Raw genomic sequence first — 17448 nt, 5'->3', positions numbered from 1 at the left:
CGTTCAAGACACGGAATTTTGCCGTCCTCAAATTACAAGTTATTGTTATAAAAGTATTTTTTATCTTAAACCGGACATCGTTGAACACACCTGTCGACACTCAACATGCCTATCCGGCAACCCGGAATGCCCACCCCTCTTTCCTCGCAAGAGAGGCGGATTTGAGCATAAGTAATGCCATAACATGAATTTCACCTATCTTTTCTAATGTCACGACATTACTTTAGGTAACACTCTGTTCCTGATTCTCACCCTCGGAGGAGACCCTGAATGATCAACGAAGAACTCAGAGCTATTGGCGACGCCTGTTGGGAGCGGTTTGATTTCGGCCGTGACTGGAATCGCCACCTGCATGGCAGCCAGGTCATACCGATCAACGACCATCTGGTCTACATCGCTTCCAAAGGCGTGGTGGGCAATGTCACCGTGCTCAGCACCGGGGAAGGTCTGGTGGTATTCGACAGTGGCAGCCGCAATACCGCCGCCAATATTCATCAGGCTATTCGTTCCTGGTCGGATCAGCCGATCCGGCACGTCATCTATACCCATGGCCATCTTGACCACGCCTTCGGCACCCCCCTGTTCGATCAGGAAGCACAACAGGCCGGCGATCCGAAACCGGAAGTTATCGGCCAGGCGAATATTCGCCGGCGCTTCCAACGCTATCAGGCCAGCGCCAACTGGAACGCTCATATCAATAGCCGGCAATTCAAAGTCGCCGGATTCCACTGGCCCGCTGAATACCGTTATCCCGACCGCTTCTATGAAGAACAGATGATTCTGCAGTGCGGTGACAGTCAGGTGGAACTCAATCACGGCATGGGCGAAACCGACGACCATACCTGGAGCTGGATCGCGGAGGACCGCACCGTTATCACCGGCGACTTCATTATCTGGGCGGCCCCCAATGCCGGTAACCCGCAGAAGGTCCAGCGCTTCGCCTTGCAATGGGCGGAGGCGCTGCGGGCCATGGCCCGGAAGAAACCGGAAGTATTGGTGCCCGGCCACGGGCCGGCGGTGTTTGGTGCCGACCGCGTCGCCACCCTGCTGGACGACACCGCCACTTTCCTGGAAACCATCCATGACCAAACCTTGGCGGGCATGAATCAGGGGTTGCCCCTGGCGGACATCGTGCAACAGGTAACGCTGCCTGAAGGCTTGCTTGACCGGCCCTACCTGCACCCCTCTTACGATGACCCTGAGTTTCTGATCCGAAATGTCTGGCGGTTGTACGGTGGCTGGTACGACGGCAATCCCGCCCAGTTGAAACCGGCACACCCTGATGCGCTGAGCAGCGCCCTGGCGGAACTGTGCGGCGGCGCCACCATTCTGGCACAGGCCGCCAGCGGGTATCTGGAGCAAGGCGACTTACGCCTGGCCGGACACCTCAGCGAAATGGCGATCAGCGCGGAGCCCGGCAATCAGGAAGCTCACCGGGTGCGCGTAGCGGTGAACCAGGCGCGGGCCAAAGCCGAAACCTCATTAATGGCCAGAGGCATTTTCACCGACGCCGCCAACGCCTCGTTGAAAGCGCTGGGTGATGACGGTGACCCGGGTTATCCCGGCCGCCGGGTTGGCATTGGTTGAGGAGACGCCGGCACCGGCGGCATCATTCGCCGCCGCCGGTGCCGGCGCTCTTGAGTATGGAGGTTTCCGTATAGGAGGGCAGGTCATACAACGTGGACGCCTGATGAATCGCTTCCAGCGTCTCCGGCGATAACGGCGCGTCGTACATGGCAACGCTGCAACCAATAATATCCTCGACTCGAATCCAGGCCTCTTCACGACGGAAACTCTGACCTTTTTCCGACTGAATCCGCTCGATCGTCGCCATCCCGTTGGTGTGCATGAACAACATACTGAGGAAACGCTGCTCGATAATCGCCTTGGGCAAATACGGTTTTGCCTCCCGCAGCGCTTCCAGACACTTTTCCATGCCCGCACCGTACATCGCGTTGAAGTGCAGCCAGGTACCGCGCTCCATACGCAATTGCACCAAAAAACGCAGGTAATATCCGGGCTCCTGTGTACCAAACAGATAACGGGCCAGGGGCATCATCCCGCAGCGCATAATCTGTTCCGTGGACAGAGGCTTGCCACCCGCCTGCCGGCGGGCCTCCTCGAACATGGCATGGCGGTCCGCGTCTATCGGTTTGGAGCGCATCGCCAGAATGGACTCGATGATCGCTTCCCGGGAACCAAAGTAATAGTGAATCGCCGATTCGTTCTTTTGTCCGGCCTCCTCACGAATCTGACGCAGGGACGCCCCCTGCACCCCATTCATGGCGAAAACCTTCTCCGCCGCCAGCGTCAACTCCAACTTGGTTCCGGAAATCTCTTCCGCCTTGCTCTTTTTACGACGCGTGGGTTTCCTTGCTGCCGCCATCCTTTTCCACCCTCAACAAAGTTAATGGAACAATACTAACATCATTCCATTAACAGGGGAGTGGTGACAAACCGGCCTCTATGAGCCGGCAATGATCGAGACAATGACGCCGGTAGCGATGGCGGTGAGCAGAAAGTCATTATCCACTTTTACCCAGTGGTGACCCGGCTTCGGTGCCGGCAGCCCATAACGACCGTACTCCTTCACCACGTAACGCGGTTCCTGATAACGCTTGGGCAACGGCTTTCCCTTCCAGTCGGCATGGTGCGGACGATGCCCATCACCATGGGAGGGACCTTGATGGGCCTGCTGAGCCGGCCCGTGATTGCTCTGATCCGGTCCTCTAGCCGGCTGTGACCAGGCCAGAGAAGACGACAGCAGCAGGCTGCCACCAAGGGCGAGAGCGAGAGTTTTTCGGCTTTTCATGGTCGGCTCCTGTTTCGTCCTGATGGAACCAGGATGCGCCGGTAATGCGCAAACACTGTGCCGACTTTGTGCAAATATGAAGAACCGAGTAATCGCCGTGGCACCGCCCGGCGATCCAATGACGCCGGATCAGGACATCTGGGACTGGCGGTAGTTTTCCTCGCCGATGTGCTTGATCAAACGGAGCTGTTGCTCCAGCCAGTGAGTGTGATCCTCTTCCGTGTCCTGTAATTGCTGACGCAGCATTTCCCGGGTCACGTAATCCCCCACCGACTCACACAATGCCATGGCTTTGGCCAGATCCTCCCGCACTTTATATTCGAGGCGCAGATCCGCTTCCAACATTTCCATGACGGTACGGCCCGGAGACATGGCGTGGGGCGTCATATCCGGAACCCCTTCCAGGAACAACAGCCGCCGCAGAATGGCATCCGCGTGTTCGGTCTCTTCCTGCATTTCGTGATTGATGCGCTCGTAGAGGCGGCCATACCCTTGATCCTCGTACTGGCGTGAATGCAGAAAATACTGGTCACGGGCAGCCAGTTCACCGCGCAGCAGCTCCTGCAGGCACTTGATCACATCAGGATGGCCTTTCATGGATAACTCCTCGAATTACAGATAAATGGAACACGCGCACAGTATGACGCGCCCTGTTGTGACGCGCCAGCCCCGGCGAAGATTTTATCATTTAATTCAATGGGTTAGGTTACAGGTAGCAGAGAAACGAATCGCAACCAGAATGGTTATCGAATGCTGGCGCGTGCAAGCGTGTTGCGTGCCAGCGCCTCAATGAAAAAGGTTCATCGCACTTTAGCGGGAAGTCTCGCTTCAGCCGGGGCGCCACGGGCCAAGAGGGGACCCAGGAACCCATAGCGAAGGTGCGTTATGCCTTTGCTGGCCTTGGAGACCCAAACCCGGAGGTGACTACAGCGCCACTGTGGGAGCTTGTCCGGGCGGCGGACCGCTGCAAGCGAAGGTTAAGGTCGCAAGCCCATTCGCCAGCAGGCTGGCTCCCACAGCGACTTCGAGGCCCTTCCATGCCAGCCGCTCACCTCGAAGCGTAGCTGTGTTACGCCTTTGCGGAACCTGCTTCACGACGTTCCCGCAAAGGCGTAACACGGCTACGCTGTCCCTGATGGAAGGCAATACGGTTTCCCTCCAAACCGCGATGAACCATAAAAAAGCCCGGGCCAAACGGCCCGGGCTTCGGCGGTTCCAACGAAAGCCGCTGGCTATTTGAAAATCTCGCCTTTCTCTGCTTTTTCCACCAGCAGCGGCGGCGGATTGAAACGCTCCCCGTAGCGGTCGGCCAGTTCCTCGGCACGGGCCACGAAGCCGCGCAGGCCACCCTCGTACTGGTTCATATACTGCACCACACCGCCGGACCAGGCCGGGAAACCGATACCGAAGATGGAACCAATGTTGGTATCGCCAACGGACTCGATCACCCCTTCCTGGAAGCACTTGACCGTTTCCAGGGCTTCGGCGAACAGCATCCGCTCCTGCATATCCTTGAATGGAATTGCTTCACGGGCCGGGAACTGTTCCTTCAGGCCAGCCCAGAGGCGCGCCTTGCCATTTTCCGGATAATCGTAAAAGCCCTTGCCATCCAGCTTGCCGGGGCGTTCCAGTTGGTTGACCATTTTTTCCATCACCGCCAGCGCGGGATGGGCTTGCGGGCTGTTACCCTGGGCTTCGGCGGCCTGCTTGTACTCACCGGCGATCTTCAGGGACAGCTTCATGTTGATCTCATCGATCAGTTTGAGCGCGCCCACCGGATAGCCGGCCTGAGTAGCAGCCTGCTCGATGGAGTTGGCGTTCTGCCCTTCACCCACCATGGCGATGGCCTCGTTGATGAAGGTGCCGATCACCCGGCTGGTGAAGAAACCACGGGAATCATTGACCACGATCGGCGTCTTGTTGATTTGCAATGTGTAGTCGAACACCTTCGCCAGCACTTCATCACTGGTGTTCTCACCACGGATGATTTCCACCAGCGGCATTTTGTCCACCGGGCTGAAGAAATGGATGCCGATAAAGTTGTCCTGTTTCTTCACGCCTTCCGCCAGGCCGGTGATCGGCAGCGTTGAGGTGTTGGAGCCCAGTACCGCGTCCGCGTTGACCACGTCCTCGATCTCCTGGAACACCTTGTGCTTCAGGTCGGTGTTTTCAAACACGGCTTCGACGACAAAGTCCACGCCTTGCAGATCGTCAACATTGGCGGAGGGCGTGATACGGGCAAGAATCTGCTCTTTCTTTTCCTTGCTCATCCGGCCCTTGGATACCGCCTTGTCCAGCAGCTTCCCGGAGTACGCCTTGCCTTTCTCCGCGTTCTCCAGGGAGACGTCCTTGAGCACCACCTCGGCACCGGAGCGGGCAGTGACGTAGGCGATCCCCGCGCCCATCATGCCGGCGCCGAGCACCGCCACTTTCCGGGCTTTGTATTTCGGCACGTCCTTGGGACGGCTGGCGCCGGCGTTGATCGCCTGCAGATTGAAGAAGAAAGCGGTGGTCATGTTCTTCGCCACCTGACCACAGGCCAGCTCGACGAAGTAGCGGCCCTCGATCTTGATGGCGTTGTCGAAGTCCACCTGGGCCCCTTCCACCGCCGCCGCCAGAATATTGCGCGGCGCCGGATAATTGGCCCCTTTGAGCTGTTTGCGCAGATTAGCCGGGAACGCCGGCAGGTTCTGCGCGAAACCGGGATGGCTCGGCGAACCGCCGGGAATCTTGTAGCCCTTCTCGTCCCAGGGCTGTTTGGCCTTGGGGTTGGCTTTGATCCAGGCACGGGCCTGTTCCAGCATCGCTTCCGGGGTATCCACGACTTCGTCGACAAGACCCAGCGCCTTGGCTTTGTCCACCTTGTGGCGCTGGCCTTGCAGCAGGACCTGCATCAGAGCGTTCTGAATCCCCAGCATGCGCACGGTGCGTACCACACCGCCGCCACCGGGCAACAGCCCAAGGGTGACTTCCGGCAGACCGAACACCGCCTTGGGATTGTTCAGTGCGATACGACGATGACAGGACAAGGCGATTTCCAGACCGCCGCCCAGGGCGGTGCCGTTCAACGCCGCCACTACCGGAATCCCCAGGGTTTCCAGGGTGCGCAGCTGTGCCTTGGCGGTTTCCACACCGGCGGAGAATTCCGCCGCCCGCTCCGGCGTTACCTGGATCAGGTCGTTAAGGTCGCCGCCGGCAAAGAAGGTGCTCTTGGCTGAGGTAATGATCACCCCGGCAATGTTGTCCTTTTCTTTTTCCAGCCGTTCCACGGTGGCCGCCATGGAGCGCATGTAGCGCTCGTTCATGGTATTGGCGGATTGCTTGGGATCGTCCAGGACCAGGGTGACGATATTGTCGGCGTCCTGTTCCCAGCGGATGGTGCTTTCTTTATCGCTAACAGCTTTCTCATTCATGATTCGTTTCTCCCCGTCCGGCTCACAGGCGCTCGATGATGGTGGCGATCCCCATGCCACCGCCCACGCAGAGGGTGCACAGTCCGTATTTCTGGTCACGGCGTTCCAGCTCATCCAGCACGGTGCCCAGAATCATGGCGCCGGTGGCGCCCAGCGGGTGACCCATGGCAATGGCGCCGCCGTTGACGTTCACTTTGTCATGGCTGAGGCCCATGTCCTTCATGAAACGCATGGCCACGGAAGCGAAGGCCTCGTTGATTTCCACCAGGTCGATCTGGTCGATGGTCATGCCGGCTTTCTTCAGCACCTTGCGGCAGGCCGGCGCCGGACCGGTGAGCATGATGGTGGGATCAGCGCCGCTGATGGCGGTGGCCACCACCCTCCCCCGCGGCGTCATGCCGTAGTCCTTGCCCACCTGGGCGTTACCGATGGCCACCAGGGAAGCGCCATCGACAATGCCGGAGGAGTTGCCTCCGGTGTGCACGTGATCGATCTTCTCGACCCAGTGGTATTTCTGCAGCGCCACGGCGTCGAAGCCGCCCATTTCGCCCATGACGGCAAACGACGGATTCAAGTTGCCAAGCACATCGGCGGTGGTGCCGGCGCGCACGTGCTCGTCCCGATCCAACACCACCAGGCCGTTGCGGTCCTTCACCGGCACCACGGAGCGCCGGAAATAGCCTTTTTCCCAGGCATTGGCGGCACGGGCCTGGGACTCGGCGGCGAATTCGTCCACATCGCGGCGGGAGAAGCCTTCGATGGTGGCGATCAGATCGGCGCCGATGCCCTGAGGCACGAAACCGGTTTCGTAGTTGGTGATCGGGTCCATGGCCCAGGCACCGCCATCGGAGCCCATCGGCACCCGGCTCATCGCTTCAACACCGCCGGCCAGAACCAGATCATCCCAACCGGACGCCACTTTCTGGGCCGCCGTGTTGACCGCTTCCAGGCCGGACGCACAAAACCGGTTCAGTTGATAGCCCGCCACCGTTTCCGGCAGACCGGCGGCCAGGGCCGCGGTCTTGGCGATACAGGCTCCCTGATCCCCCACCGGCGAGACCACGCCGAGCAACACATCGTCGATGCGGTTGACGTCCATATTGGGGAAACGATCGCGCAATTCACCAATCAACCCCACCACCAGATCCAGAGGTTTGACAGTATGCAGGGAGCCATCCTTCTTGCCACGCCCACGGGGGGTGCGGATGGCATCGTAAATATAGGCTTCGGTCATGTAAGCGTTCCTCTCGCCCTCGCGGCCTGAGCAGGCTCGGCGTTCCGGGGTAACGATAATTATTGAGGTGAACAGATATTGAGGCCAACAGAGTGCCCGAGGGCCGGAATGGCCACAATGACGGGAGCGATCACGGATACTGAGCGAAAAAGACAGCATTCTGATTCTTTTCCTTCTTTTAAATAAAAGTAATTCGCATTACGATTATCGCAATGGACAGCAAAGCCCTGCTCCGGCTAGGTAACGAAGCCTTCGCCACGCAACGCTACGCCGAAGCTCAGGACCGCTACCGCCAGGCCATCAGCGCTCTGGCAACCGCCCTTCAATGCCGGCGCCCCGCCGACACCGACGCCCTGATCTTGTATTCCATCGCCATTCAGAACCTCGCCGATACCCACGCCCGGCGCGAACAACCGGAGCGGATCCGGGATGTTCTGCTGGAGGGCTGCTTGAATCTGGCGGTCTGGGTGAACGATCAGATGTCGCGAGGTGCCGGCGGCTGCGCGCTGGGCGAGTTCGGCCGGCTGAGAATGCGGTTACTGGCTTTGCACCAATCCGGCGTCGGATTGCTCGAGCCACATCAGCGGCGGGCACTGGAGGACGCCACACGTCTTTTAACGTTAGAGGATAGTTACCATGATTCATGAGTTTCCGGACTTACCGTACGCTTACGACGCCTTGGAACCGGTGATCGACGAGACCACCATGCGCGTACACCATACCCGGCACCATCGCACTTACTACGACAAGTTCATCACCGCCATCAGCGGCACCGATCTGGAACAGCAGCCGATGGAGACCATTTTCGCCCACATCTCCCGGCACGCGCCGGCGGTGCGCAACAACGGCGGCGGCTATTACAACCACACCCTGTATTGGAACGTGATGTCGCCGGATGGCGGCGGCGATCCGGTGGGTCCGCTGGCGGACGCTCTGCTGGCCAAGTACGGTTCCTTCGATGAATTCAAGACGGCTTTCGCCAACGCCGGCATCACCCAGTTCGGCTCCGGTTTCGCCTGGCTCTCGGTTACCGCGAACGGCGATCTGGCGATCAGCTCCACCGGTAACCAGGACAATCCGCTGATGGACACCGCCGAGGTGCGCGGCACGCCGATTCTGGGTTGCGACGTGTGGGAGCACGCTTACTATCTCACCTACATGAACAAGCGCCCGGACTACATCGACGCCTGGTGGAAGGTGGTCAACTGGCCCTACGTGAACCGCCTGTACGAAGATGCGCTGGCGCAAGTATCGCGGCAAAAGTCGGCCTGACGGCGGCATCGCCCCTGGCGCCTTGGAGCCGGTTCATGATCTTACCGGCGCCAGGGCCATTGTTCCGGCACGGCGCCATGGTCAAGGTAGAGCGGAACAAGGAGGAGCCTTATGTCATATCTGGATATCGCCCGTTCACTGGCTTCCAGCGCCGCGCAAAATGGCCGGGGCATCGCCACCCGCCCGCGTGACAGGCAGCCGGAAGAGCCTTTGGAATTGTACGACATCGAAGCCTGCCCCTATTGCCGGTTGGTGCGTGAAACGCTTACCGAGCTGGATCTGGACGTGCTGATTTTCCCTTGCCCCAAGGACGGCAGCCGTTACCGGCCTCTAGTGGAAAATCTCGGTGGACAGACCCGCGTCCCGTTCCTGATGGATCCGAACACAGGAGCGGCGCTCTATGAATCCGGGGACATTATCGATTACCTGCACCGGGAATATGGCGACCGCCTGCCCCCCGGCCGCGGACTGGCTTCCCGCTTGCGGCTGGTGTCATCGTTCACCGCGTCGGTGCCCCGTGGCCGCCGAGGGCTGCGCGCCCGCCCCGCGGGCCTGGCGGAACGGCCTCTGGAACTGTATTCCTTCGAGGCCAGCCCGTTCGCCCGCCTGGTGCGGGAACGGCTGTGCGAGATGCAACTGCCGTATCTGATCCGGCAGTGCGGCCGGGACCAGTGGATGGACTGGGTGCTGCCGGCGGTACGTGACCGTTTGAACCTGAATTACCGGCCCAGCCAGCGCAACCGCCAACGTCTGATCACCATCACCGATATGGTGGCGATTCCCTATCTGGTGGACCCGAATACTGGCGAGGAGCGTTATGAATCGGCTTCGATCCTGGAATACCTGGATTACGCCTACCAGGAACCCGATACCGCTCCCCGGGCGGTATGAACAGGATCGTATGAATATTGCGTTGCGCCTCTTCTCCGCCGCCGGGTTCAGTGATATATAGTCGTTGATACACAGGGAATGCGAGCTGGTCGCGCCTGTTATCACGCGCCTTTTGTATTACGGATCTTTTTTGAGAGTACAGAACATGAGTCGTCGCCACTTTGATGACTACGACGCCAAAGAATGGCAAGAAGAGCATAGTCGGGTAGCGAAGGAACGTCGCAAGCGGGACGCCAAGAAGCATCGTCATCAAACCGATGACGAGGCCGCGGAAGCCCCCGGTCGCCCCCGACCGCCGCGTCCCTCGCACTGATCGACCTTTTCTCCCGGTCCTCAAGGGGTATGCTCGCATACCCCCTGTGGTGCTTTTTTCCGAGTTCCCCCTCCGCGCCCCGGTATTGACGACCATCGGGCCGCTGCCATGCCCCTCATACTTTGTGTACTATCCCAATAAAGTGCCGTGTCCGGAGGGTGCCATGAACGACCATGACGACGATCTGTTTCGCAAAGAAATGACCGGTGTGGCACCGCTCAAGGACGATGGCCGCGTGCACCTGAGCCGCCCTCACCCCCCCAGCCTGGCCCAGCAGCAACGTCGCGCCGCCGCCACCGCCCGCCCCGCCCAGGACGGCAATCCCTTGTCCTTGCCGGAACATGTTCCCGAGGCCGGCCCCCACGACATCGTCGGCCAGAAGAAAAACGGCGTGCAGGAAGGGGTGTTCCGGAAATTGCGTTTGGGCAAGTACGAAACCCAGGCCCGTCTGGATCTGCACCGGGTTCGTCTGCTCGATGCCCGCGAACAGGTATTCCGCTTTCTCCAGGAGGCTCAGACCCAGGGGTTACGCACCGTGCAAATCAGCCATGGCAAGGGCCAGCACAGCGAGCGCCCCGGGCTGCTGAAAAGCTACGTGCTGCACTGGCTGGCCGAGTACCCGGAAGTGTTGGCCTTCCACAGCGCCCCGCAGAATCAGGGCGGCGCTGGCGTCACCCTGGCGCTGTTGAAAAAAAGTGGCGACGCGCGGCAGAAAAACCGGGAGTTTTTTTACGAGCGCAGCCGCGCGCAGAGGTAGCCGCTACAAAGCCGCCGTGGGAAGCTTGCTTGCAAGCGAATGGCCGACGGCCCGGGGGCATTCGCGGCCAAGGCCGCTTCCCACGGCGGCTTTGTAGTGGCTTCCGAATTTATGTCCCTCCAGAAGAAGGCCCGGTCTGTTTCACCGCCTAACCCGGTTGACCCCGTTGATCGCCGCTACCCGATAGGCTTCCGCCATGGTGGGGTAGTTAAAAGTGGTGTCAACGAAATAATGCAGCGTGTTGTTGGGCGCCGGTTGACGCATCACCGCCTGCCCGACGTGTACTATTTCCATCGCCTGATAACCGAAGCAATGAATTCCCAGCACCGCCAGGGTCTCGCGGTGGAACAGAATTTTCAGCATGCCAACCCGCTCACCAGTGATCTGCGCCCGGGCCAGATTCTTGAAGAACGCCTGCCCCACTTCGTAGGGCACCTTTGATTCGGTCAGTTCCTGTTCGGTTTGCCCCACCGAACTGATGCCGGGGATGGTGTAAATACCGGTGGGAACATTCTCCACCTGCTTCACCGGTCCACCGGTGACGATCCCTTCGGCACAGAAGCGGCCCTGGTCGTAGGAGGCGCTGGCCAGGGACGGCCAGCCCACCACGTCCCCCACCGCGTAAACGTTCTCCGCCGCCGTGCAGTAGCGCTCATCCACGCTCAACTGACCGCGACTGTTGGCTTCCAGCCCCAGATTCTCGATACCCAGATCCTGGGTGTTACCGGAACGGCCGTTGCACCACAGCAGCGCGTCGGCGCGCAGTCGTTTGCCGGACTGCAACTCCAGCGTCACGCCTTCATCGTCGGCGATGATCCGCGAGTATTCCTCGCTGTGACGGATGGTGGCGCCCTGGTCACGCAGGTGATAGCTGAGCGCATCGGAAATTTCCGTGTCGAGGAAATCCAGCAAATGCTGCCGGTTATTGACCAGATCCACCCGCATGCCCAAGCCGGTGAACATGCAGGCGTACTCGCAACCGATCACCCCGGCGCCGTAGACGATGATGTTGCGCGGCGTATGCGCCATGTTGAGGATGGTGTCGGAGTCGTAGATGCGTGGATGATCGAAGTCCACGTCCGCCGGATGATAGGGCCGCGAGCCGGTGGCGATGAGAATATTGCGGGTACGCAACAGCCACTGGCGGCCCACCGGATCGTCCACGCGGACGTCCCCCGGCCCCTGAATATAGCCGAGCCCGGAGAATAAACGTACCCGGTTACGGATATAGAAGTCGGTACGCACCTGCACCTGGGAGTCGATCACTTCCCCGCTGCGGCGGATCAGATCCTGCCATTGCACCTGGCGCGGATTGATCAGACCGCGCAGCAACGGATTGCGTTGCGAACGGATCACCTGACGCACCTGGTGACGCAGCGCCTTGGAGGGGATCGTGCCCCAATGGGTGCAGTTACCGCCGACCCGGTTCTGGCTCTCGATCATGGCAACGCGCAAACCGCCCTTGGCCGCCTGCATCGCCGCCGCCTCCCCCGCCGGTCCACTGCCGATGATGACTAGATCCCAACCGGAACTGATATCCATAGCGTCTCCTTATCGACTTGGTGGTGATCGCGAGATCACGCGAGGGTGTTCGGTGTTGTTTCGGTAGTATAGGAAAAAAGACGGATCCCCGCCGGGTCACCAATCAAAAACATCCTTGATGAACGGGATGGTCAGGGCGCGCTGACGGGCCAGCGCCATATGATCCAGCGTGGCCAATCGCTCCAGCAGTGCCGCCGGCGAGCGCTCGCTGCGCATGGCCAGATAACGGGCTGCCTCACCATTGATGCGCAAGCCGCGTTCACCGGCGCGTCGCACCACCAATTCCGTAAGCGCCTGCTCATCCAGGGGCTGCAGCCGGATCACCGGCCCCGCCGCCAGCCGCGTGGCCAGATCCGGCAGTTGCCAGGCGGTTGCCGCCGGTGAGGCGGACGCGGTAAACAGCAGCGCGCCGCCGCCGGCCATGACGCGGTTGTAGAGATGGAACAGCGCTTCTTCCCAGCGCGGCTGGCTGGCGAAACGGTCGACATCGTCCAACGCCAGCAGAGCGAACTGCTCCATGCCATCAAGGACGTCGGGAACCAGCGGCAACAGCTCCGTGGCCGGCAGCAAACAGGCGGGGCGGCCCAACGTCTGGGCGTGGCGCACCGCGCCTTCCAACAGATGGCTCTTGCCCTGCCCCTCACCGCCCCATAGCAATACCTGCCGCTCCTCGCCTTGAGCCGCGGCTTTCACCGAGGCCAGGGCAAGGCCATTGTCACCGGCTTGGAAATTGTCGAGATCGTGCCCTTCACGCAACTGCAGGGCCAGGGGTAACTGGTTGCTCATGGTTGCCAGCAATACAGGGAGCGCCCCTGACTTTCCCCGCATTCGCTGAGACCAGCCACATCGCGGGCCAGCGTCAGCCCCGCGGGGCTCACTTGAACCAACACCTGATCGCCGTCGAGCGAGCGCACCTCCACCGAGGCCACGCCGGGCGCCTGGGACAGCGCCTGGCGCAAAGCGGTCAGGTCTCGCAGGGAGCCGATGCCGCGCACCGCCAGCAACGTCATGTCGTCAAAGCTGTCCGGGCCGGTGGGCGTCACCGGAGCGCCGGCCACCATCGGCCCACCGTCCGCGGGCGTGGCGGGCGAAGACGTCGGCGGGGAGGCTGGCGGGTTCGCCTGTCCGCCTGCGGCGGCGCGGACCTCATCGCCATAGCGCTCCGTGAGAGTATCGGCCATCGCCGTCACCATGCCGGAGAGCAAGGCGCCCCGCTCACCACTGTCACGATCCTGCGTCACGGTTTCACGGCCTTCCATCAAACGCCAGTTGAGGGTCTCTTGGCGGCCGTCGTACAGCACCGCCGTGGCCACCCAGTCGCTGCCGTAGCGGCGCGACGCCGCCAGCACCGGTTCATCGAAACGGCCGCGAATGTCCGCCACCGTGAGCCCCTCGCGGTCTTGTTCATCCCAGGCCGGGAAACGCAGCGTCACGCCGCGTTGTGCCGCCACATCCGTCATCGCATCAGCCAGATCATCGCCGGCGCCGACCACACTGCCGCGCCCGCTTCCCGCCACCATCCACACCAACACCGTGGGTGGCTCTCCCCGCCACACCGGCGCCCCCTGGTTGGCCAGGTAGCGGCGCAGGGCGGCGCCGTCGAATTCCAGTTCCAGCCGGGTGGCATCGCCATCCTGCTGATAGCGATAGGCCTGCAGCCAACGATCCGGCGCTTCCAGAGCCGCGGCCACGCCGGGCAGGTCGGCTACCTCGGCCTGGCCGGTCAGGCGGCGGGTCAATCTTTCCAACCCGTCACGAAGCGCCTCTTCGCCGGGCGCCTCGCCGCCGGCCCCTTGCGTCGCGGGCAGCGACACCTGCCCCAGGGTATCGGCCCCCGCGCCCGGCGCCAGGGCCAGCAATATCAGTACGCAGCACAATAATCGGGTCATCAGTTCGGTCCAGCGGGCCTCGATTGGGCGCGCTATTATCCCCTATCCGAACGCCGCTGGCGAACCGTCCATCGGCCCGTTTCCACTCCTGGTCCGCGATTGCTAGAATACGCGCCTTCACCATCTGGAGTGCCCCATGAGCGAACAGAAACGGCCGCTGACCTACCGCGACGCCGGCGTGGACATCGATGCCGGCAATGAGCTGGTAAAACGAATCAAACCGGTGGCCAGGCGCACCGGCCGGCCCGAAGTGATGGGCGGTCTGGGAGGCTTCGGCGCTCTCTGCGCTCTGCCTGAAGGGTACCGGAACCCGGTGCTGGTGGCCGGCACCGACGGCGTCGGCACCAAACTGCGGCTGGCCATGGATCACGACCGCCATGACCGCGTCGGCATCGACCTGGTGGCGATGTGCGTGAATGATCTGGTGGTGGGCGGCGCTGAACCGCTGATGTTCCTTGACTACTACGCCACCGGCAAGCTCGATGTGGAGACCGCCGCGCGGGTGGTGGAAGGCATCGGCGAAGGCTGCGTGCAAGCCGGTTGCGCCCTGGTGGGTGGCGAAACCGCGGAAATGCCCGGCATGTACCAGGGCGAGGATTACGATCTGGCCGGCTTCTGCGTCGGCGTGGTGGAACGCGACGGTGTCATCGACGGCAGCCGCGTCCAGGCCGGCGACAAGTTGATCGGTCTGGCCAGCTCCGGCCCTCATTCCAACGGCTACTCCCTGGTGCGCCGCATTCTCGAGCAAGGCGACGCCAACGCCGATCTGGACGGTAAACCGGTGATCGAGCATCTGCTGGAACCCACCCGCATTTACGTGAAGAGCCTGCTGGCCCTGATCAAGTCCGTGCCAGTGCACGCCCTGGCGCACATCACCGGCGGTGGTCTGCCGGAGAACCTGCCACGGGTGCTGCCGGACGGCACCCGCGCGGTGGTCGACACCAAGACCTGGACCTGGCCGCCGGTATTCCAGTGGCTGCGGGAACAGGGCCAAGTGCCGGAAATGGAGATGTACCGCACCTTCAACTGCGGCATTGGCATGGTGGTGGTGGTGCCCGCCGAGCACGTGGATCAGGCGGTGGCCGAGCTGGAAGCCGCCGGCGAGCAGCCCATCCTGATCGGCGACATCCGTTCTCACGACGGCACCCCGGAAGTGGTGATGGAGGGGCTCACTCCGTGACCCACCGTCTGGCGGTGCTGATCAGCGGTTCGGGCACCAACCTGCAAGCCATTCTTGATGCCATCGACGACGGATCCCTGGACGCCCGCGTTACTCTGGTGCTGAGTAACCGGGCCGATGCCGGCGGCCTGCGGCGGGCGAGCCGGGCCGGCGTCGACACGGCGGTGATTGATCATCGCGATTATCCGGACCGGCCCTCTTTCGACCGCGCCATGATCCGCGAACTTGACGCCCATGGCGCGGACACGGTGGTGCTCGCCGGTTTCATGCGGATCCTCTCCAGTGACTTCGTGCGGCACTATGACGGCCGCCTGATCAACATCCACCCGTCACTGTTGCCGCTGCACCGTGGGCTGCACACTCACGCCCGGGCGCTGGAGGCCGGTGACCGCGAGCACGGCTGTTCGATCCACTTCGTCACCGAGGAACTGGATGGAGGCCCGTTGATTGCTCAGGCGCGCTTACCGATACTGGCGAACGATACCCCGGAAACCCTGTCCAAACGGGTACAGGAATGCGAGCACGGACTGTATCCGGAGGTGCTGCGATGGCGGGCCGCCGGGCGTCTGCGTCTGACCACACAGGGAGTGGCACTGGATGGCGAAATCCTACCCCCACAAGGCCGGCAATGGGCGCCGGCGGTTTCTCACTAGCGCCCTGCTGACGCTGCTGATCCTGGCGACGGCCCCGGCCATCGCCACCGAATCACCGATCACCCCGTTCCAACTGCAATACCGGCTCAAGGCCCAGGGCATTCCTTTCGCGGTCACCGCCAACCGGACGCTGAAAGCGCTCGGTGACGGGCAATGGCAAATGGAAGTGGTGGCCAGCAACGTACTCGGCGAAATCCGCGAGACCTCCCGTTTCACCTGGAGCGGCTGCACTCCGGTGAGTCGCTATTACGGGTACCGGCGCAAGGGACTTGGCCAGCTCAAGGAAGCGGAAGTGCGGATCCCGGCCGGTGGCGCCACCGCCACCGCCAAACGCAGCGGCAAGGCGGATCGCCAATACCCGGTGCCGTCCGACGCGGTGACCGACAAGATTTCCCTGACCCTGGCTCTGCAATGCCGGCTGGCCCGGGGCGAGCGGGATCTGACCTTGCATGTGGCCGATGAACGGGAACTGGAAAGCCAGCATTATCTGGTCGAGGGTGAGGAAACCCTGAGCATCAATGGCAACCCGATCACCACGGTCAAGGTACGCCGCGACCGCAGCGGCAACAGCCCGCGCCAGACCTGGCTCTGGTTCGCACCGGAGTACGGCTATACGCTGGTGCAACTGGTGCAGGAAAACGAGGACGGCCGCCACGTGATGACCCTGCAGGGAGCGCTACCGTGATGCGTGCCGCGCTCCTGGCACTGGCTCTGGCATTACCTGGCGGCGCCGCTCTGGCCGAGCCGCTGGCACCGTTCGCCGCCGAATATCGCATTCACGTCAACAAGATTCCCACGCCGATCAAGGCGACCCTGGTGTTGGAACCCGCGCCGGGCGCGGACCAGTACCGCATGCTGTTCGAGGCGGACTCGTTCATGCTCACCAACACCGAGGAGAGCCGGTTCGAATGGAACGACTGCAAACCGCGCACCGAGCGTTACGTGCATGAGTTCCAGGGGTTCGGCAAACACCGCTACCACCACACCGACTTCTCCTGGTCACCACCCAGGGTGGTCAACAGCGACAACAAGGAAGGCAAGGAGAGTTTCGACATCCCGGCCGATGCCCTGGACGAGTTGACCATGTTGCTGCGGGCCCGTTGCGTGTTCGCCACCGGTGACAAGGAATACACCGCCACCAGCGTTTACGGTGACCGGATCCGCCAGCATCATTTCATCGTCATCGACCGGGAAACCCTGGACACCCCCATGGGCGAACTGGATACGCTGATCGTGGAAAAACGCCGCAAAGGCGACCGCAAGAAAAAACGCCGCACCCTGTTCTGGGTGGCGCCGGCCAAGGACTACATGGTGGTGAAAGCCCGCCACATTGAAAGCACGCTACTGCGCGGCGAGCTGATCATGATCGACTACGGGAATTGAACGGCATGCCGCACACTGATTCGCTGCCAAGGCAGTCTCCCACAGCGGCTCCGTAGCTCCCTCCGTGGGAAGCTGGCTTGCCAGCGAATACAACGCCTCTTCATGTCTC

Annotated in this window: 18 protein-coding genes; 10 read left to right on the top strand and 8 right to left on the bottom strand. The window is 61.7% G+C overall.

Features of this window, described 5'->3' with window-relative positions:
• Window positions 1-270 precede the first annotated feature (270 nt).
• Window positions 271-1587: an alkyl sulfatase dimerization domain-containing protein gene (locus A6D6_RS06305; protein WP_133493321.1), complete on the top strand. Its 1317-nt coding sequence runs from the start codon at window positions 271-273 to the stop codon at window positions 1585-1587.
• Window positions 1588-1609: 22 nt separating this feature from the next.
• Here the strand turns inward: A6D6_RS06305 and A6D6_RS06300 are convergent, their stop codons facing one another.
• From A6D6_RS06300 to A6D6_RS06280, 5 genes are all read right to left on the bottom strand, one after another.
• Window positions 1610-2386, bottom strand: coding sequence for a TetR/AcrR family transcriptional regulator (locus tag A6D6_RS06300; protein ID WP_133493320.1), 777 nt, complete (start codon window positions 2384-2386; stop codon window positions 1610-1612).
• 78 nt (window positions 2387-2464) lie between these two features.
• Entirely contained in the window at window positions 2465-2812 is a 348-nt protein-coding gene (locus A6D6_RS06295; RefSeq protein WP_133493319.1) for an RcnB family protein, read from the bottom strand.
• Between the two features lie 129 nt (window positions 2813-2941).
• Complete coding sequence (gene bfr, locus A6D6_RS06290) at window positions 2942-3409, bottom strand: bacterioferritin (RefSeq protein WP_022996496.1); 468 nt, start codon at window positions 3407-3409, stop codon at window positions 2942-2944.
• 635 nt (window positions 3410-4044) lie between these two features.
• Window positions 4045-6225 carry a 3-hydroxyacyl-CoA dehydrogenase NAD-binding domain-containing protein gene (locus tag A6D6_RS06285; RefSeq protein WP_159660236.1) on the bottom strand — a complete coding sequence of 727 codons (2181 nt, stop codon included), beginning with the start codon at window positions 6223-6225 and terminating at the stop codon, window positions 4045-4047.
• Between the two features lie 22 nt (window positions 6226-6247).
• Window positions 6248-7459 carry an acetyl-CoA C-acetyltransferase gene (locus A6D6_RS06280; protein WP_159660235.1) on the bottom strand — a complete coding sequence of 404 codons (1212 nt, stop codon included), beginning with the start codon at window positions 7457-7459 and terminating at the stop codon, window positions 6248-6250.
• 212 nt (window positions 7460-7671) lie between these two features.
• Between A6D6_RS06280 and A6D6_RS06275 the strand changes: the two genes are divergently transcribed.
• From A6D6_RS06275 to smrA, 5 genes are all read left to right on the top strand, one after another.
• Window positions 7672-8106, top strand: a complete 435-nt coding sequence (locus A6D6_RS06275; protein ID WP_133493316.1) for a DUF2753 family protein — start codon at window positions 7672-7674, stop codon at window positions 8104-8106.
• Complete coding sequence (locus A6D6_RS06270) at window positions 8096-8731, top strand: superoxide dismutase (protein ID WP_159660234.1); 636 nt, start codon at window positions 8096-8098, stop codon at window positions 8729-8731. Before A6D6_RS06275 ends, A6D6_RS06270 begins: the two co-directional genes overlap by 11 nt.
• Before the next feature lie 111 nt (window positions 8732-8842).
• A complete protein-coding gene (locus A6D6_RS06265) occupies window positions 8843-9622 on the top strand; it encodes a glutathione S-transferase N-terminal domain-containing protein (protein ID WP_159660233.1) in 780 nt (259 codons plus the stop codon).
• A gap of 145 nt (window positions 9623-9767) precedes the next feature.
• The gene (locus A6D6_RS06260) at window positions 9768-9935 is read left to right on the top strand and encodes a hypothetical protein (protein ID WP_159660232.1); all 168 of its coding nucleotides are present in this window, start codon (window positions 9768-9770) and stop codon (window positions 9933-9935) included.
• Between the two features lie 163 nt (window positions 9936-10098).
• Window positions 10099-10692 carry a DNA endonuclease SmrA gene (gene smrA / locus A6D6_RS06255; RefSeq protein ID WP_133493313.1) on the top strand — a complete coding sequence of 198 codons (594 nt, stop codon included), beginning with the start codon at window positions 10099-10101 and terminating at the stop codon, window positions 10690-10692.
• A 141-nt stretch (window positions 10693-10833) separates the two neighbouring features.
• On the opposite strand, the gene sthA is transcribed toward smrA, so the two are convergent.
• From sthA to A6D6_RS06240, 3 genes are all read right to left on the bottom strand, one after another.
• The gene (gene sthA / locus A6D6_RS06250) at window positions 10834-12234 is read right to left on the bottom strand and encodes a Si-specific NAD(P)(+) transhydrogenase (protein WP_133493312.1); all 1401 of its coding nucleotides are present in this window, start codon (window positions 12232-12234) and stop codon (window positions 10834-10836) included.
• Between the two features lie 96 nt (window positions 12235-12330).
• Complete coding sequence (hda, locus tag A6D6_RS06245; protein WP_133493311.1) at window positions 12331-13020, bottom strand: DnaA regulatory inactivator Hda; 690 nt, start codon at window positions 13018-13020, stop codon at window positions 12331-12333.
• Window positions 13017-14123, bottom strand: coding sequence for a DUF2066 domain-containing protein (locus A6D6_RS06240; RefSeq protein WP_133493310.1), 1107 nt, complete (start codon window positions 14121-14123; stop codon window positions 13017-13019). The genes hda and A6D6_RS06240 overlap by 4 nt, the downstream gene beginning before the upstream one ends.
• A gap of 136 nt (window positions 14124-14259) precedes the next feature.
• On the opposite strand from A6D6_RS06240, the gene purM reads away from it, so the two are divergent.
• The 4 genes from purM to A6D6_RS06220 are packed head-to-tail and all read left to right on the top strand — an operon-like array spanning window position 14260 to window position 17339.
• Window positions 14260-15303, top strand: a complete 1044-nt coding sequence (gene purM, locus A6D6_RS06235) for a phosphoribosylformylglycinamidine cyclo-ligase (protein ID WP_133493309.1) — start codon at window positions 14260-14262, stop codon at window positions 15301-15303.
• Window positions 15300-15956: a phosphoribosylglycinamide formyltransferase gene (gene purN / locus A6D6_RS06230; RefSeq protein ID WP_159660231.1), complete on the top strand. Its 657-nt coding sequence runs from the start codon at window positions 15300-15302 to the stop codon at window positions 15954-15956. The genes purM and purN overlap by 4 nt, the downstream gene beginning before the upstream one ends.
• Entirely contained in the window at window positions 15901-16641 is a 741-nt protein-coding gene (locus A6D6_RS06225; protein ID WP_159660230.1) for a DUF3108 domain-containing protein, read from the top strand. The genes purN and A6D6_RS06225 overlap by 56 nt, the downstream gene beginning before the upstream one ends.
• A complete protein-coding gene (locus A6D6_RS06220) occupies window positions 16641-17339 on the top strand; it encodes a DUF3108 domain-containing protein (protein WP_133493306.1) in 699 nt (232 codons plus the stop codon). Before A6D6_RS06225 ends, A6D6_RS06220 begins: the two co-directional genes overlap by 1 nt.
• The last annotated feature ends 109 nt before the right edge of the window (window positions 17340-17448 follow it).

Source organism: Alcanivorax xiamenensis (assembly GCF_009846745.1).
GTDB lineage: Bacteria > Pseudomonadota > Gammaproteobacteria > Pseudomonadales > Alcanivoracaceae > Alloalcanivorax > Alloalcanivorax xiamenensis.
Note: the sequence above shows the minus strand (reverse complement) of the source record. Positions and strands in the feature narration are given on the sequence as shown.

Coding starts and splice junctions, on each gene's coding strand:
- smrA (WP_133493313.1), top strand. CDS start 10,099: ATGAACGACCATGACGACGATCTGTTTCGCAAAGAAATGACCGGTGTG.
- A6D6_RS06275 (WP_133493316.1), top strand. CDS start 7,672: ATGGACAGCAAAGCCCTGCTCCGGCTAGGTAACGAAGCCTTCGCCACG.
- sthA (WP_133493312.1), bottom strand. CDS start 12,234: ATGGATATCAGTTCCGGTTGGGATCTAGTCATCATCGGCAGTGGACCG.
- bfr (WP_022996496.1), bottom strand. CDS start 3,409: ATGAAAGGCCATCCTGATGTGATCAAGTGCCTGCAGGAGCTGCTGCGC.
- A6D6_RS06240 (WP_133493310.1), bottom strand. CDS start 14,123: ATGACCCGATTATTGTGCTGCGTACTGATATTGCTGGCCCTGGCGCCG.
- A6D6_RS06270 (WP_159660234.1), top strand. CDS start 8,096: ATGATTCATGAGTTTCCGGACTTACCGTACGCTTACGACGCCTTGGAA.
- purM (WP_133493309.1), top strand. CDS start 14,260: ATGAGCGAACAGAAACGGCCGCTGACCTACCGCGACGCCGGCGTGGAC.
- A6D6_RS06280 (WP_159660235.1), bottom strand. CDS start 7,459: ATGACCGAAGCCTATATTTACGATGCCATCCGCACCCCCCGTGGGCGT.
- A6D6_RS06260 (WP_159660232.1), top strand. CDS start 9,768: ATGAGTCGTCGCCACTTTGATGACTACGACGCCAAAGAATGGCAAGAA.
- A6D6_RS06285 (WP_159660236.1), bottom strand. CDS start 6,225: ATGAATGAGAAAGCTGTTAGCGATAAAGAAAGCACCATCCGCTGGGAA.
- A6D6_RS06305 (WP_133493321.1), top strand. CDS start 271: ATGATCAACGAAGAACTCAGAGCTATTGGCGACGCCTGTTGGGAGCGG.
- A6D6_RS06225 (WP_159660230.1), top strand. CDS start 15,901: ATGGCGAAATCCTACCCCCACAAGGCCGGCAATGGGCGCCGGCGGTTT.
- A6D6_RS06295 (WP_133493319.1), bottom strand. CDS start 2,812: ATGAAAAGCCGAAAAACTCTCGCTCTCGCCCTTGGTGGCAGCCTGCTG.
- A6D6_RS06220 (WP_133493306.1), top strand. CDS start 16,641: ATGCGTGCCGCGCTCCTGGCACTGGCTCTGGCATTACCTGGCGGCGCC.
- hda (WP_133493311.1), bottom strand. CDS start 13,020: ATGAGCAACCAGTTACCCCTGGCCCTGCAGTTGCGTGAAGGGCACGAT.
- A6D6_RS06265 (WP_159660233.1), top strand. CDS start 8,843: ATGTCATATCTGGATATCGCCCGTTCACTGGCTTCCAGCGCCGCGCAA.
- A6D6_RS06300 (WP_133493320.1), bottom strand. CDS start 2,386: ATGGCGGCAGCAAGGAAACCCACGCGTCGTAAAAAGAGCAAGGCGGAA.